The sequence below is a fragment of the Peptoniphilus grossensis ph5 genome, assembly GCF_000311825.1.
Lineage (GTDB): Bacteria > Bacillota > Clostridia > Tissierellales > Peptoniphilaceae > Peptoniphilus_A > Peptoniphilus_A hominis.
Map to the genome: position 1 here is coordinate 384,987 of NZ_HE978567.1, position 14,935 is coordinate 399,921.

Consider the following 14,935-nt stretch of genomic DNA (forward strand, 5'->3'; position numbering starts at 1 on the left):
AATCCGGTTCGCCGGATTTTTTTATTTCCCAAATCTTTAATTTCTTGCAATAAAAAAGATCTTGCTGAAAAATTTTCAACAAGATCTTTTTTTTATATTATACTAAGCCTTTTAATGCTGAAACTACAGAATATCCGCCTAAGAATATTGTTATTAGACAAACTAAGGATCCAAGTAAAATAAGAACTTTGCCATTTCTGTATTCTTTTAATTGTTTAACACTTGATGCAATAATTACAACATAAATTGCTGCTATAGGTAAGATAAGTCCATTTAGAGCTTGTGCAATTAATAATATTTGCATTGGATTAAATCCTATTGATCCTACAACAATACCAATTATTGCTATTATTAGGTTAGTGTATTTAAATCTTTTATCTGAATTATCATACTTCCAACCAAGTAGACCTGCCAATGTGTAAGAAGCACCTAGAGGAGAAGCTATGGCTGAAGATAGTCCAGCTGAGAATAGACCTATACTCATAAATATCTTAGCCCAAGATCCTAATAGTGGTTCTAACTGTATTGATAAATCTGCAGCACTTTGGATTACATGACCTCTCATAAGAGTTCCGGAAGTAACAACTATTGCAGCTGTGATTAAACCACCTATACTTATAGAAACAATTGTATCCCACTTTGATAAAATTAGTTGGTCTGGTGAATCCCAATTTTCTGCTGCTGTTCCTGTATGAATGAAGAAGTTATAAGGAACTATGGTAGTACCAATCATTGATATAATTAAAATTATTGATTTTGCAGGTATTGTAGGTGCTGCACCTGAGAAAACTTCTCCCCAATTTGGCTTGGAGACAAACATAGTTGTAACAAATACTATTGCCATTATTGCAACTAAAACAGTTAAAATTTTTTCCAACAATTTTATATTTCCCTTTAAAATTAATGTTAAAACTATAATACCAATAACAGGAACTATAATTCTAATAGGAACATTTATTAGAGTAGCTATACCTAAAGATGTACCTGTTAAATCTCCTGATATGTATGCTGCACATCCAAATGCTATTGAGCCTCCAACAAAGTAAGCTGAAAATTTTTGTAAAAAAGGTCTGTCTTTAAATTCTTCTAAGATAGCTTCACCTAAGCCACCCTTAGTTATAATACCAATTCTAGCTGACATCTCTTGTAGGATTATCGTAGCTATGATAGAAAATATTACCGTCCACAATAGAGCATATCCAAATTCAGCTCCAGCCCTAGTAGCGGTTGTAACAGTACCTGGTCCAATAAAGGATGCAGTAACCATAGCCCCTGGTCCAATAGCTTTTAATTTTTCAGCTAAAGTGTACTTTCTTTTTTGAGTTTCCATAAAATTCTCCTTTCTTTTCACGGCTATGCCGTTGTTAAGACTATAATATAATTATAATTAGTCATGCAAACCTTGTCAACAAAAATTTTATCAATTTATCAAATTAATATAAAAACACCTAAAATTTTTTACAAAAACAATTAATAATTAAAAATTTTTGACTATTATTGATAAATACCATTTAATAGTATTGTGTTATAATAGTTTTCATAGGGAGTAGTGAATTACATGAAATTAATACAATCCATACAAAGAGCATTTGAAATAATTGATTGTTTTAACGAGGACAACGAAGAATTAAAATTAAATGATATAAGTAAAATGCTAAACTTGAATATAAATACAACAAGAGGAATAGTAAATACTTTAGTTTATTTTTCATATTTAGAGCACGATCAAGAAAAAAATGTTTATAAACTTGGTTATATATTTTTACCAAAGTCTAAACTTCTAAAGAGTAGAAATGATGATATTTTTATAAATAACTTAGAGACATTTCTAAAGGAAATCGCTAATAAATATAATGTAAATTCAAGATTTCATAAAATTTCAGAAAATAATATTGTAAAAATATTATCCGAGGAACCCGATGAATCAAGATATTTTTTGTACATCAGGGATTCTAAAGAATTGCCTTTAAATGCAACATCTTCTGGTAAATTAATTCTAAAATATTCAGGTGAGGATTTTTTGCAAAATTATTTAAACAATATTCCTGAAGAAAAAGTAAGCGAGAATACTATTACTACAAAATCTAAAATGATAGAAGAATTAGAAAACATAGATAAAAAGGGCTACTCTACTGAAATTGACGAAGTAGCAATAGGAATAAGCTCTGTAGCCGTTCCTATAATAAAATCTGGAAAATTAGTTGCTACAATAAGTGCAACTGCTCCTACAAAAACAATTAAAGAAAATTCAGATGATATAGCACAAGAAATTATAAATTTTACAAAAAATATTCAGTAACTATAAAAACTACAATGTAGTTTTTATAGTTATATTATCGTTGACATGTTCGATTTTATATTTTATAATAAGATTAAATAAAATAATTTAATTTACTAAAGGAGTTGTTAATGATGAGAGAAAGTAAACCTACAATCTATGATCCAAGTTTTTTACCTAACACAATCTACAGTGGAGTACCTTCATGGCTGAATTTATCAGTTATTGAAAATGACGAAGATTTAGATGGCTTAGACGCAGCAGTTATTGGTGTTCCTTGGGAAGGCGGATGTACAATAGGTGGTTACTCCCCTACTACAGAAGGTCCAAAAGCAATAAGAAGTGCATCTATAAGATATACTGGTTATCTTCCTGATTATGACCAAGACTGTTTCGATTACTTAAAAGTTGCAGACTTCGGTGATACTCCAGTTCATAATGGTGATTATAATTTTACATTTGATGCTATAAGAGAAAAAGTTTCTAAATTATTAGATAGGAAAATTATGCCAATAACTTTTGGTGGTGACCACGGAATTGCTTACCCAATAATTAGTGAAATAGCAAAAAGATATCCAAAAAAAGTTGGAGTACTTCATTTTGATGCTCATTTAGATAACTATGAATCTTTTGGTGATGATTTATATTCTAGATGCTCACCTTTCTACAGACTTTATGAAGACGAGAATATGGACCCAACTAAAATTGTTCATATTGGAATTAGAGGTCCAAGAAATCATAGAGAAGAGTTCCAAAATGCAAAAACTCATGGTGCAACAGTTATCTTAGCCAATGAAGTTCATGAAAATGGATGGAAAAAGTCAATTGAAAAAGCAATAGACATTGCTTTCAAAGACACTGAATTTGTTTATGTAACAATATGTTCTGATTCTTTAGACGCAGCATCTATGCCACAAGGTCCTCAAGATATGGGAGGTTTGACAAGCTACCAACTCAATATGATGGTTCATGCAGCAGGAGTAGCTGGAGCAAAAGGCTTTGATTTTGTAGAAATTTATCCTGATACGCTTTCACTTCAAACTGCAGCCCATGTTGCAAATTGGGCAGCTCTTTATTATTTAAACGGCTTGGCTAATAATTTTAGATAAAAATTATTTACTATATTAAATGAAATTTAACGGCTCTTAACAAATTTTTGAGCCGTTATTTTTAACTATAATTTTATTTTTCAAGGGAGACATAAATGTTTACTGATAAAGAAAAAACAATAAAAATAATTGAAAATTCAATAGAAAATAGTTTAGCCTATGCAAATGAAGGTGAAGTTGCCACATATATTCCTGAACTTGCAAATGTAAATCCAAAAGATTTTGCACTTAGTTTAGTAACTGTGAATGGTGATGAATATAAATTTGGTGACTACAATAAAGTCTTTTCCATTCAATCCATTTCAAAAGTTATTTCACTCATAATGGCATTAAATGATAACAGCATAGATGAAGTCTTTGAAAAAGTTGGAACAGAACCCACTAAATATAAATTCAACTCATTGATACCAATTGATGATATGGCAGCTAATCCATTTATAAACGCTGGTGCAATAACTACATCTTCCCTGATAAAAGGAAAAGACCTAGATGAAAAGTTTAATAGAGTTGTTGCTAAAATAAAAAAATTAAGTAATAGCAATAATATTTCATTTTTAGAAGAAGTTTACAAGTCAGAGATGGAGACAACTGATGTAAATAGATCAATTGCTTACTACTTAAGAAGTAAAAAAATATTCTCTCTGGAAGCTGAAGAAGTTTTAGACTTATACATAAGAAATTGTTCTATTGGAATGAATTCTACAGAGCTTGCACATATAGGTGCTCTACTAGCCAATGGTGGCAAAGATTTGGCAAATAATGCTGAGATAATTTCAAAAGACTCTGTAAAAATAGTTCTTGCACAAATGGCATCTTGTGGAATGTATGAAGAAAGTGGAAGATTTTTATTAGAAGTGGGGATACCATCAAAAAGTGGTTTTAGCGGTGCAATACTAGGTGTCGTACCTGGTAAATGTGGCATTTGTGTCTATTCTCCTAGCCTTGATAAATCTGGCAACAGTATTTTCGGAAAAAATTTATTGAAAATACTTTCCAACGATTTAGATTTAAATATTTTTTTATAATTTTGTTCAATAAATTCTTCAATAAAAAAGATTCACCTTAATATCATCCTGGTAAATCTTTTTCTTAATTTATTTGAAAAGTGAAACTATAAAGTCTATTAATTTTTCCAAAAAGCTCTTCGTGTTTTCAACTGCCTTTTCTCCTTCAGGTGAGTTTAAAAATTTTGATGCCTGGTCCTTATATTTTACTGCTGTGTCTGCCACTCTATTCCAATCTACATCGGCATCTTTCATGTTGTTAAAGAGGCTCACAAGCTTGTCTTCTTGGTTTTCCGTTAAATTTATATTGTAATTATTTGTCACAGTATTTATTATAAATCTAACTTCCTCTTCGTCCTTTGGCATATTTTTTGCCATGGCATCTTTGATTTCGTAAATTATGTCGTTAGTTTTTTCGTCGCCTAATTCTTCAGAAAGTTTTGTCTGCACAACTAATTCCTCATTGGCAACTTTTTTCAAATTTTCTGGAAGCTTTTTGCCAGTGTTTTCTTCATAAGTTTTTAAAATTCCAGTGAGGGCAGCTGTGCCGCTTACCTTTCCTGGTGCTGTTACATAAATGTCGGCATCTTCTATTCCTACAGTATTAAGGGCATTTAAAAAGGCATCTTCACTTACAACGCGAATGTTGTCTGAAAGCTTAATATTTATTCCACTGCCTGCCTTTTTGTATCTTACTATGGCAGAAGATATTGCCTTGTTTCCAATTTCCTTTGATGAAAGGACATCTCCTAAGTACTTGTACTCTTCCTTGTTAGTGACTTCAATGATCTTTGCCTTGTCATCAGCCTTCATCTCGCGAAGCATTTCACTTTTTTGCTCTTCACTTAAGTCTGCGCCAAGTGTTACTATTTCGTCTCCTGCACTAGCAAAAACTGCACTTGGAAGCAACAATAGTGAAAGCGCCGCAGTCATAATTTTATTTTTTATCTTCATAATCTCCTCCATTTTTCTATATCTTAACATAAGTTTATGTTTAATTTTTTAAAACTGTGTGAAATTTACTTTTCACAGGCTCATGTCCCAATAAAAAAGAACCTTGAAGGTCCTTCTTTACTTTATTTTTCTTTGTGAAATCTCAATATGTCTTCAAAGATAAACCACATATCCTTGACTTCATCTTTTTCTGATGAAGAGAAGGGAATTATATTTTCTCTGTGCTCAACGCCAAGCTTTTTTGCTATGACAGAAATGTGTTTATCTACTTGAGATTTTTTTATCTTGTCCTTTTTTGTGGCAATGACTATGCCAGAAAAACCTGAGTGAAGGATGTAGTCATACATCTGCTTATCTAAATCTGTTGGCTCGTGCCTAATGTCCACCAAGAGAATCGTCTCCAAAAGATTTTCTCTGTTCTCAAGATATCTATTGATTATGCCTGCCCACTTTTCTTTTTCTTTTTTGGCAACTTTTGCGTAGCCGTAGCCAGGTAGGTCCACTAGGCGAAGGTCGTCATTTACCTTGTAAAAATTAATGGTCCTAGTCTTTCCTGGCGTTGATGAAGTTCTGGCTAGATTTTTTCTATTTAGCATGGCATTTATAAAGGATGACTTGCCCACATTGGACCTGCCTGCAAAGGCAAACTCAGGAAGATTTGCCACAGGATATTGCTTTTCCAAAACTGCAACTTTTTCCAGTTCTGCCTTATTTATCTTCACTAAAATCACCTATCGCAATCTCTGCAACTTCTTTGAAGTTTGAAACAGTTTTTATCTCCAACTTTTCAACGGCTGCCTCTTCGATTTCCTTTAAGTCCCTCTTGTTCTCTTCAGGAATGATTACAGTCTTAACTCCATATCTTTCTGCAGCCAAAAGTTTTTCCTTAAGCCCCCCTATTGGAAGGACTTTGCCGCGAAGGGTAATTTCTCCAGTCATGGCAACATCACTTCGTACTGGTTTTTTTGTAAGGGCAGATAAAACTGATGTGGCAATTGTTATTCCTGCTGAAGGCCCATCCTTTGGCACTGCACCTTCTGGCACATGAATGTGAATGTCCTTTTCACTTCTAAAGTTTGGGTCGATTTTAAAGTCTTCTGCATTAGATGCAATGTGAGAAATAGCAGCTATGGCTGATTCCTTCATGACATCGCCAAGAGAACCTGTAAGTGTTAGTTTTCCCTTGCCAGGCATGACAGTTGTCTCAATGACAAGTGTAGTGCCGCCCACTTCTGTCCAGGCAAGACCATTAACTGAGCCCACTTCAGAATTTTTTTCTCTCTCATTTATTAAATAAATTTTTTCGCCAAGGAAGTCTGAAATATTTCTCGTGGACACAGAAACTTTATCTAAATCTTCTTCCACAATTTTTAGGGCAGCCTTCCTCACAATTTTTGAAATTTGTTTTTCTAAACCTCTAACGCCAGATTCGCGAGTGTAGTAATCTATTATGTCCCTTAGGGCCTTTTCAGAAATACTAATATTTTCCTTCTTCAAACCATTTTCAGAAATTTGTTTTGCAACTAAATATTTTTTTGCAATATTTAATTTTTCATTAGGCGTGTAGCCACCAATTTCTATAACTTCCATTCTGTCAAGAAGGGGTCTCGGTATAGTCTGCCTTGTGTTTGCCGTGGCTATAAAAAATACATTGGATAAGTCAAAGGGAAGCTCCATATACCTGTCAGTAAAGGAATTATTTTGCTCTGGGTCAAGGACTTCTAAGAGTGCTGATGCAGGATCGCCCTTAAAGTCATTTCCAATTTTATCTATCTCGTCAAATAAAAATACTGGATCATTTTTGCCAGCTTTTTTCATGAGAGAAATAATTCTGCCAGGAAGGGCTCCAATGTAAGTCCTTCTGTGTCCTCTTATTTCTGCTTCGTCAGTTACACCGCCAAGGCTCATGCGGACAAATTCCTTGTTGAGAGAATTGGCAATGGACTTGGCAATGGAAGTCTTGCCTACTCCTGGAGGTCCCACAAGGCAAAGTATGGGGCCCTTGTTTTTGTCGCCAGATAAAATTCTCACGGCAATAAATTCCAAAATTCTTTCTTTTACATTTTTAAGTCCGTAATGTTCTTCATTTAAAACTTTTCTCGCATCACTTAATTTTACTTTTTCCTCTCCAGCATCAAGCCAAGGAAGATCAATTATCCAGTCCAAATAATTTATGAGCATGGAATAATCTGGTGACTGTGAATTTAAGTTTCTAAGTTTTTTTATTTCACTTAGGGCTTTTTCCCTCACTTCATCAGGAAGGTTTTTTTCTTCGATTTTTTTCTTGTAAACTTCTGTGACTTCGCCCTCGTCTTCGCCATCGCCAAGCTCCTTGTGGATGACGCGAAGTTGTTCTTTTAAATAGTACTCCCTTTGGATGTCGTCCATTTTCTTTTTAACTTGGTCGTTGATATTTTTTTCTATGGAAAGAATTTCTATTTCCTTTTTCATTATCTCGTGAAAGGCAACAAGTCTTTCATAAATATCAGTTGTCTCAAGTAGTTTTTGGTACTCTTCAAGTTTAAAGTCAAGATAGCCAACAACAGTGTCGATAAACCTTGATGGGTCGTCTGTGTCTGCAATGTTTGATAAAAGTCCTGGGAAGAATTTTTCATCAAGAGAAGCGTAGGATTCCAAGTCATTTAAGGCAAGGCGAAGTGCTGCCTCGATTTGGTCGTCTTCTGTGTAGTCAACCTCCTCTTCTTCTAGGATTTCTATATCCGCTTCAATTATTTCGTCACTAATATCAAGGCTTGAGATTCTTGCCCTCTCTTCACCTTCAACTAGGACCCTGACAACTCCACCTGGGAGTTTTAAAATTTGTTTTATAGTTGCCACAGTCCCAACATCAAAGAGGTCTTCTCTCTTTGGGTCTTCAACTTCCAGTTCTCTTTGCGCCACCAAAAATATTTTTGAGTCCTGCATTTCCGACCTTTCAATTGCGTTTACAGAAATTTTTCTGCCACAATCAAAGTGCATGACCATGTGGGGAAAGATTACTAAGTCGCGAAGAGGGATTAGTGGTAATTTTACTTTTTCCATTTTTCACCTTCTAAAAAAGCCGTGTCAACCACGGCTAAATTTATTTTTATTTTTTTATTAATTCAGCAGATGCTGTGCCTTCTACTGATTCCTTAGTTATTTTTACTGCCTTGATGTCATCTCTTGAAGGAATTTCGTACATGACATTCATAATTGTGTTTTCGATAACTCCTCTTAAACCTCTAGCTCCTGCCTTCTTTTCTATTGCCTTCTTTGCAATATAATTTAGGGCTTGGTCGTCAAAAATTAAGTCAACATCGTCAAACTTTAATAGCTCCTTGTATTGTTTTACAAGGGCATTCTTTGGCTTAGTCAAAATTTCTACTAGAGCATCTTCATCTAATTCTTCAAGAGTTATAGTTACAGGAAGTCTGCCTATGAGTTCTGGTATAAGTCCAAACTTTAACAAGTCTTCAGTTTCAACTTTTTTAAGAATATTTTCTCTATTGGCCTTCTTGTCAATAATTTCAGACCCAAAGCCCATAGAGGACTTGGCAGTTCTATTTTCAATAATTTTGTCAATTCCGTCAAAGGCACCACCAACGATGAATAAAATATTTGTGGTGTCAACTTGAATAAATTCTTGAGAAGGATGCTTTCTGCCACCTTGTGGCGGAACATTGGCAACAGTGCCTTCGATAATTTTTAAAAGTGCTTGTTGCACACCTTCTCCACTTACATCTCTTGTGATAGATACATTTTCAGATTTTCTGGCAATTTTATCTATCTCGTCAATGTAAATTATTCCCTTTTCTGCCCTTTCAATGTCGTAGTCAGCATTTTGAATTAATTTCAAAATAATATTTTCAACATCTTCGCCAACATAACCAGCCTCAGTTAAAGTTGTGGCATCGGCAATGGCAAAGGGAACATTTAAAAGTCTGGCAAGAGTTTGTGCAAGTAAAGTTTTGCCTGAACCAGTAGGCCCAATCATTAAGATGTTGGACTTTTGAAGTTCAATATCTGGGTCCAGTTTTTTGGAAGATGAAATCCTCTTGTAGTGGTTATATACGGCAACGGCAAGGGCACGCTTGGCATCCTCTTGCTTCACCACATATTGGTCCAAAATCTCTTTGATTTCAGCTGGTTTTTTTAGGTCAAAATCCTTATTTATCTCATGGGGAATTTCTTCTTCTAAAATTGCGTGACATCTCTCGATGCACTCGTCACAAATATTTACATTAGGTCCGGCGATTAATCTATTCACTTGGTTTTGCGTTTTGCCACAGAATGAACATCTCAAAATTTCATCTGTATTTGACATATCTCACCTCAAACCCTTTTTTCTATAACTTTATCTATTAAACCATATTTTTTTGCTTCTTCAGAAGTTAGCCAATAATCTCTATCTGTATCTCTTTCGATTTTTTCAAGATCTTGACCAGTTCTTTCAGCTAAAATTTCATTTAATTTGTGCCTAATTTTTAAAATCTTTTCTGCATTGATTTGAATGTCACTTGCTTGACCTTGTGCACCACCAGAAGGTTGGTGAATCATAATGTCAGAATTAGGAAGGGCAAATCTCTTTCCCTTAGCTCCAGAGGCAAGCAAAAATGCTCCCATAGATGCAGCCATTCCAATGCAAATTGTAGAAACATCTGGCTTAATATAATTCATAGTGTCGTAAATGGCAAAGCCTGCAGACACAGAACCACCAGGTGAATTTATATAAAGTTGGATGTCCTTATTTGGATCTTCAGATTCTAAAAATAAAAGTTGGGCAACGATTAAGTCTGCCATGACATCATTTACTTCGCCACTTGCGAAAATAATTCTATCCTTTAATAGTCTTGAATAAATGTCATAGGACCTTTCGCCCCTATTAGTTTGTTCTACTACCATTGGCACTAATGCCATGTAATCACATCCTCTGATTATTTATCTTCTTCTTTGTCTTTTTTTACTTCTTCTTTAATTTCTTCTTCAGTAGTTTCCTTTGGCTCAACAAATTTTGCCTTTTCAACAAGAGTGTCAATTGCCTTTCTCTTTTCAAGGTCATCTCTTACAACTTCCTTGTTTTGATTTAGCATGTAGTCTCTCATCTTTTCCATGTGTTCTTTGTCGTCTTTGAAGTATTCTTCAACTACCTTATTTACTTCTTCTTCGATTTCTTCGTCAGTGATTTCAATTGCTAAATCTTTTACAAGAGCTTCAAGGGCAAGATCATTTTTAACAGTTCTTTCTGCTTCAGGTCTCATAGTGTTTTTGAAGTCGTCAAGACTTTGACCAATCATCTTGATGTAATCTTCAAAGCTAATGCCTTGAGCTCTAAGACTTTGGTCGTAATTTCTAATCATGTCGTCGATTTGAGCATTAATCATTGCCTCAGGAATTTCAACATCTACCATTTCGCCGATTTTATCAATAGCTCTTCTTTGTTTTTCCATTTCAGAAGTTGTCTTAAATTCTTCTTCCTTCTTCTTTCTGATGTCAGCCTTAAATTCTTCAAGTGTGTCAAATTCAGAAATATCTTTTACAAATTCGTCATCAAGTTCTGGAAGTTCTTCATAAGAAATGCTGTTTAATTTAATTTCAAATTTTGCATCTTTTCCAGCTAAATCTTTTTGGTGGTAATCTTCTGGGAATTTAACAGTGATGTCAAATTCTTCATCAATATTGTGACCAATTAGTTGTTCTTCAAAGCCTGGGATAAATGTGTTGGAACCAATTTTAAGGTCTTGGCTTTCAGCTTCGCCACCTTCAAAATATTCTCCATCAACAGAGCCCTTGAAGTCGATGTTTACAGTGTCGCCATCTTCTACAGCTCTATCGTCAACATTTATAATTCTTGCATTCATTGCTCTTTCGTTTTCAACTTCAGAATCAATAAGTTCGTCAGTTACTTCAAGAGTTGGGTCTTCGATTTCAATTCCTTCGTAGTCCTTAAGTTCAACTTCAGGTTTAACATCAACAGAAACCTTAACAACAACATCTTTGTCATCTTTTATGCTTTCTTCGTCAATGTCAATGTTAGGTTGGTCAACTACTTTTAAATCTAATTCCTTAATAGCTTTTTCATATTCAGCTGGAAGAAGTTCGTTAATAGCATCTTCAAAGAATACATCTTTGCCGTACATATTTTCGATCATCTTTCTAGGAACATGACCCTTTCTAAATCCAGGTAATTGGAAGTGCTTTTTGTTTTTCTTGTACACTTCTGTTTCAGCATTATTTATATCTTCTCTTTTTAAAACAAGGTCAAAAAAGACAGTGTTTTTTTCTTTCTTTTTAATTTCCATTTTAATAGCCTCCTCGCTCTATGGCGTTTTTTACATTTCTACATTATAACATAAGTTATTTTAAAAATATATTAAATCCCTCTGTCCTTTAGGATTTTAGAGAGAATTTCCATCTCTTCGTCATTAAGTGTGACACCCTTTGACATTTTTTCGTGGTTTGGGTCCCACTCTCTCAAGTCGTACTTAGCTGGTCTGTCGTTAAAAGAAACCTTGTTAAGCTCCTTAGTCCAGCCCTTGGCACTTTCAGATAAAACTCCCAAGTGCTCAGTAATTTCAAATTTAAAGTCGCTCATACTATCTAACCTTTTCTACTTCCTTTAAAACATTTTTTACTGCATCTTCAGAAAAAATTTCAGAATTTTCCATTTCTCTTCTAGTTGAATACTCAACTAAGCCTTCAGAAGATTTCTTGCCGCAAGTAATTCTTAGTGGAATACCGATTAAGTCTCTGTCCTTAAACTTAACTCCAGCCCTTTCCTTTCTGTCATCAAGAAGAACTTCGATTCCCTTAGCCTTTAAGTCTTCGTAAATCTTTTCTCCAAGCTTAACTTGGTCCTCATCCTTGACATTTACTATTGTAACAATTGCTTCATATGGTGCCACAGCCATTGGCCAGATTATTCCATTGTCGTCGTGGTTTTGTTCTATTATTGCTGTTACAGATCTTGTAACACCAACACCGTAAGAGCCCATGTAAAAGTAATTTGCCTTGCCATTTTCATCAAGATAAGTTGCATTTAAAGCTTCTGAATATTTTGTACCCAATTTGAAAATATTTCCCACTTCAATGCCTCTGGCAAACTTATATTCTTCGTCAGTGCCAGGAACCTTGTCACCTTCAGCAACAAGAAGTAGGTCATCTACAACTTCGCCTTCAAAGTCTCTTCCATAATTTGCATTGATGTAGTGGTACTCATCAAGGTTTGCTCCAACAACTAGGTTATCCATTTCTGTAAGTCTCTTGTCGAAAATCATTCTAACATCAAGACCAATAGGTCCAGTGTAGCCTTTTTTAGTCTTGATAGCCTCAATGTCAGCTTCTTCCATCATTCTTATGTCGTGTTCAGCAACTCCAGTGTAGGATACAAGCTTTGCCATATTTAATTCTCTGTCGCCAGGAATAAATACCAAAACTGGTTCATCGCCTAGCATTAAGTCAACTGCCTTGGCACACTTCTTTGGGTCAACTTTTAAAAAGTTAGAAACTTCTTCGATGGTGCTTGCACTAGGAGTGTGGACTTTTTCTAAGTCTTTTTTGTCTTCAGCTTGAGGAAGGATATATTCAACAGGAGCCTTTTCTTCAGTTGCTCCAAATTTTCCAGACTCAGCATAAACAATTACGCCTTCGCCAGTTTCTGATAGGGCAATAAATTCGTGGGAGCCAGTGCCGCCCATGGCGCCATTGTCACCTTCAACAATTTTATAATCAAGCTCTAACCTGTCAAAAATTCTTTCATAAGCCTCATACATATTCATGTAAGCCTCGTGAAGTGTTTCTGGTGAAGTGTCAAAGGTATAGGCATCCTTCATAGAAAATTCTCTTGCCCTATTTATTCCAAATCTCGGTCTCTTTTCGTCTCTGTACTTTGTTTGAATTTGGTATAAATTTAGGGGAAGGTCCTTGTAAGACTTAACTTCATCTCTAATAAGAGTGGTAAAATATTCTTCCGCAGTTGGTCCAAGGCAGAACTCTCTGTCATTTCTGTCCTTTAACTTAAACATTTCAGGACCAAACTTTTCCCATCTACCAGACTCTTTCCAGATTTCAGCAGGTTGAATAGCTGACATCAAAATTTCCATTGAGCCAGCTCTGTCCATCTCTTCACGAACTATATTTTCAATTTTTCGAATGGATCTATAGCCAAGTGGCAAGTATGTATAGATACCACTAGCAGATTTTCTAATCATACCAGCTCTTAGGAGAAACTTGTGTGATGCAATCTCTGCATCTTGTGGATCCTCCCTAAGAGTAGGCATATAAAGTTTTGATAATCTCATATTACCTCCATAATAAAAGTATTATAATAAATAAAATAAATTTCCACAAGTTTTATGAAAAAATCTCGTGGCACGCTATTTTTATTATACTATAAAGCTTGTAATACTTCACATTTTTGTGGAAAATTTTTAGATTTTTAAGGCTTAAATAAATTCTTTTGCAAAAGTCACAAAAATTTTTCCAATTTTAATGTATAATAGATAATTGTTTCATAAAAAATAAATAGGAGGACATTATAATGAAGAAAAAAGATATAAGTGGAATTTTATTTTCAGCACTCATTGCAGCTTGTGCCTATTTTTTAGGCAAAAAATTTCCTGTAATTGGCGGACCAGTCTTTGGAATACTCTTTGGAATCATCTTAAATAATTTCAATAGACCAGAGTCTCTTGAAGCTGGCATAAAATTCACATCAAAAAAAGTTTTGCAACTCGCCGTAGTTCTCTTGGGCTTTGGACTAAACCTAGGAGAGATTATAGTTGTTGGTAAGTCATCTCTACTTATTATTCTCTCTACAATTTCCACTGCACTTATAATTGCCTTTGCAGCAGCAAAAGTTTTAAATATTGATTCTGACATTGCCACCCTAGTTGGCGTTGGCTCATCAATTTGCGGTGGCTCTGCCATTGCTGCAACAGCACCAGTTATTAATGCCAAGGACGAAGACATTGCCACATCAATTTCTGTAATATTTTTATTTAACATAATTGCAGCACTGATCTTCCCAACTCTTGGCGTTAAGCTCGGCATGACTCACACAGGCTTTGGCATGTGGGCAGGCACAGCCATTAACGACACATCATCTGTTGTTGCTGCGTCAGGCACTTGGTCAACAATGTTTAATGACGACACAGCCCTTAACTACGCAACAATTGTAAAACTAACGAGAACTCTTGCAATAATTCCAATTACCCTTGTCCTTGGAATAATAAAATCAAAGGACAGCAAGGAAAAAGTAAACCCACTAAAGGCTTTCCCAACCTTTATTTTATTTTTCCTACTTGCATCAATCATCACGACACTTTTGCCCCTTCCAGAAACTTTCTTGTCAAGCATGAAATTTTTGTCAAAATTTTTCATCATTATGGCAATGTCAGCAATTGGACTTAACACAGACATAAAAAAATTAATTTCCCAAGGTGGCAAGGCAATCCTAGAGGGCGCCCTTTGCTGGATAGGAATAATTTGTGTCAGCCTCTTGATGCAGCACATACTTAGCATTTGGTAAAAATTAAAATTGATAAAAGAAAAAGAAGTTTAACTTGTAAAAGATAAGGCTAAACTTCTTTTTTATTGCAATTTTTATTGGC

Annotated in this window: 13 protein-coding genes; 4 read left to right on the top strand and 9 right to left on the bottom strand. The window is 34.7% G+C overall.

Going from position 1 to position 14,935, the window contains the following annotated elements:
* Window positions 1–97 precede the first annotated feature (97 nt).
* Window positions 98–1,330, bottom strand: a complete 1,233-nt coding sequence (locus HGPG_RS06120) for an Nramp family divalent metal transporter (RefSeq protein WP_019125178.1) — start codon at window positions 1,328–1,330, stop codon at window positions 98–100.
* 228 nt (window positions 1,331–1,558) lie between these two features.
* Here HGPG_RS06120 and HGPG_RS06125 point away from each other — a divergent pair, with 228 nt between their 5' ends.
* The 3 genes from HGPG_RS06125 to glsA all read left to right on the top strand — a co-directional run bounded on the left by HGPG_RS06125 (window position 1,559) and on the right by glsA (window position 4,412).
* Entirely contained in the window at window positions 1,559–2,299 is a 741-nt protein-coding gene (locus HGPG_RS06125; RefSeq protein WP_019125179.1) for an IclR family transcriptional regulator, read from the top strand.
* A 110-nt stretch (window positions 2,300–2,409) separates the two neighbouring features.
* Window positions 2,410–3,387 (top strand): agmatinase family protein, encoded by a 978-nt coding sequence (locus HGPG_RS06130; RefSeq protein WP_019125180.1) that lies wholly within the window; start codon window positions 2,410–2,412, stop codon window positions 3,385–3,387.
* A gap of 95 nt (window positions 3,388–3,482) precedes the next feature.
* Entirely contained in the window at window positions 3,483–4,412 is a 930-nt protein-coding gene (glsA, locus tag HGPG_RS06135) for a glutaminase A (protein WP_019125181.1), read from the top strand.
* A 69-nt stretch (window positions 4,413–4,481) separates the two neighbouring features.
* On the opposite strand, the gene HGPG_RS06140 is transcribed toward glsA, so the two are convergent.
* The 8 genes from HGPG_RS06140 to HGPG_RS06175 form a co-directional block, all read right to left on the bottom strand.
* Complete coding sequence (locus HGPG_RS06140) at window positions 4,482–5,345, bottom strand: DUF1002 domain-containing protein (protein WP_019125182.1); 864 nt, start codon at window positions 5,343–5,345, stop codon at window positions 4,482–4,484.
* 122 nt (window positions 5,346–5,467) lie between these two features.
* Window positions 5,468–6,067, bottom strand: coding sequence for a ribosome biogenesis GTP-binding protein YihA/YsxC (yihA, locus tag HGPG_RS06145; protein ID WP_019125183.1), 600 nt, complete (start codon window positions 6,065–6,067; stop codon window positions 5,468–5,470).
* Window positions 6,054–8,387, bottom strand: coding sequence for an endopeptidase La (lon, locus tag HGPG_RS06150; RefSeq protein WP_019125184.1), 2,334 nt, complete (start codon window positions 8,385–8,387; stop codon window positions 6,054–6,056). The genes yihA and lon overlap by 14 nt, the downstream gene beginning before the upstream one ends.
* Window positions 8,388–8,433: 46 nt before the next feature.
* Complete coding sequence (gene clpX / locus HGPG_RS06155) at window positions 8,434–9,651, bottom strand: ATP-dependent Clp protease ATP-binding subunit ClpX (protein ID WP_019125185.1); 1,218 nt, start codon at window positions 9,649–9,651, stop codon at window positions 8,434–8,436.
* A gap of 8 nt (window positions 9,652–9,659) precedes the next feature.
* Window positions 9,660–10,244: an ATP-dependent Clp endopeptidase proteolytic subunit ClpP gene (gene clpP / locus HGPG_RS06160; RefSeq protein ID WP_019125186.1), complete on the bottom strand. Its 585-nt coding sequence runs from the start codon at window positions 10,242–10,244 to the stop codon at window positions 9,660–9,662.
* A gap of 17 nt (window positions 10,245–10,261) precedes the next feature.
* Entirely contained in the window at window positions 10,262–11,626 is a 1,365-nt protein-coding gene (gene tig, locus HGPG_RS06165; RefSeq protein WP_019125187.1) for a trigger factor, read from the bottom strand.
* A 71-nt stretch (window positions 11,627–11,697) separates the two neighbouring features.
* Complete coding sequence (locus HGPG_RS06170) at window positions 11,698–11,919, bottom strand: YdbC family protein (protein ID WP_019108034.1); 222 nt, start codon at window positions 11,917–11,919, stop codon at window positions 11,698–11,700.
* A gap of 1 nt (window position 11,920) precedes the next feature.
* Window positions 11,921–13,624 carry a proline--tRNA ligase gene (locus HGPG_RS06175; RefSeq protein ID WP_019125188.1) on the bottom strand — a complete coding sequence of 568 codons (1,704 nt, stop codon included), beginning with the start codon at window positions 13,622–13,624 and terminating at the stop codon, window positions 11,921–11,923.
* 239 nt (window positions 13,625–13,863) lie between these two features.
* Here HGPG_RS06175 and HGPG_RS06180 point away from each other — a divergent pair, with 239 nt between their 5' ends.
* A complete protein-coding gene (locus HGPG_RS06180) occupies window positions 13,864–14,853 on the top strand; it encodes a YeiH family protein (RefSeq protein WP_019125189.1) in 990 nt (329 codons plus the stop codon).
* The last annotated feature ends 82 nt before the right edge of the window (window positions 14,854–14,935 follow it).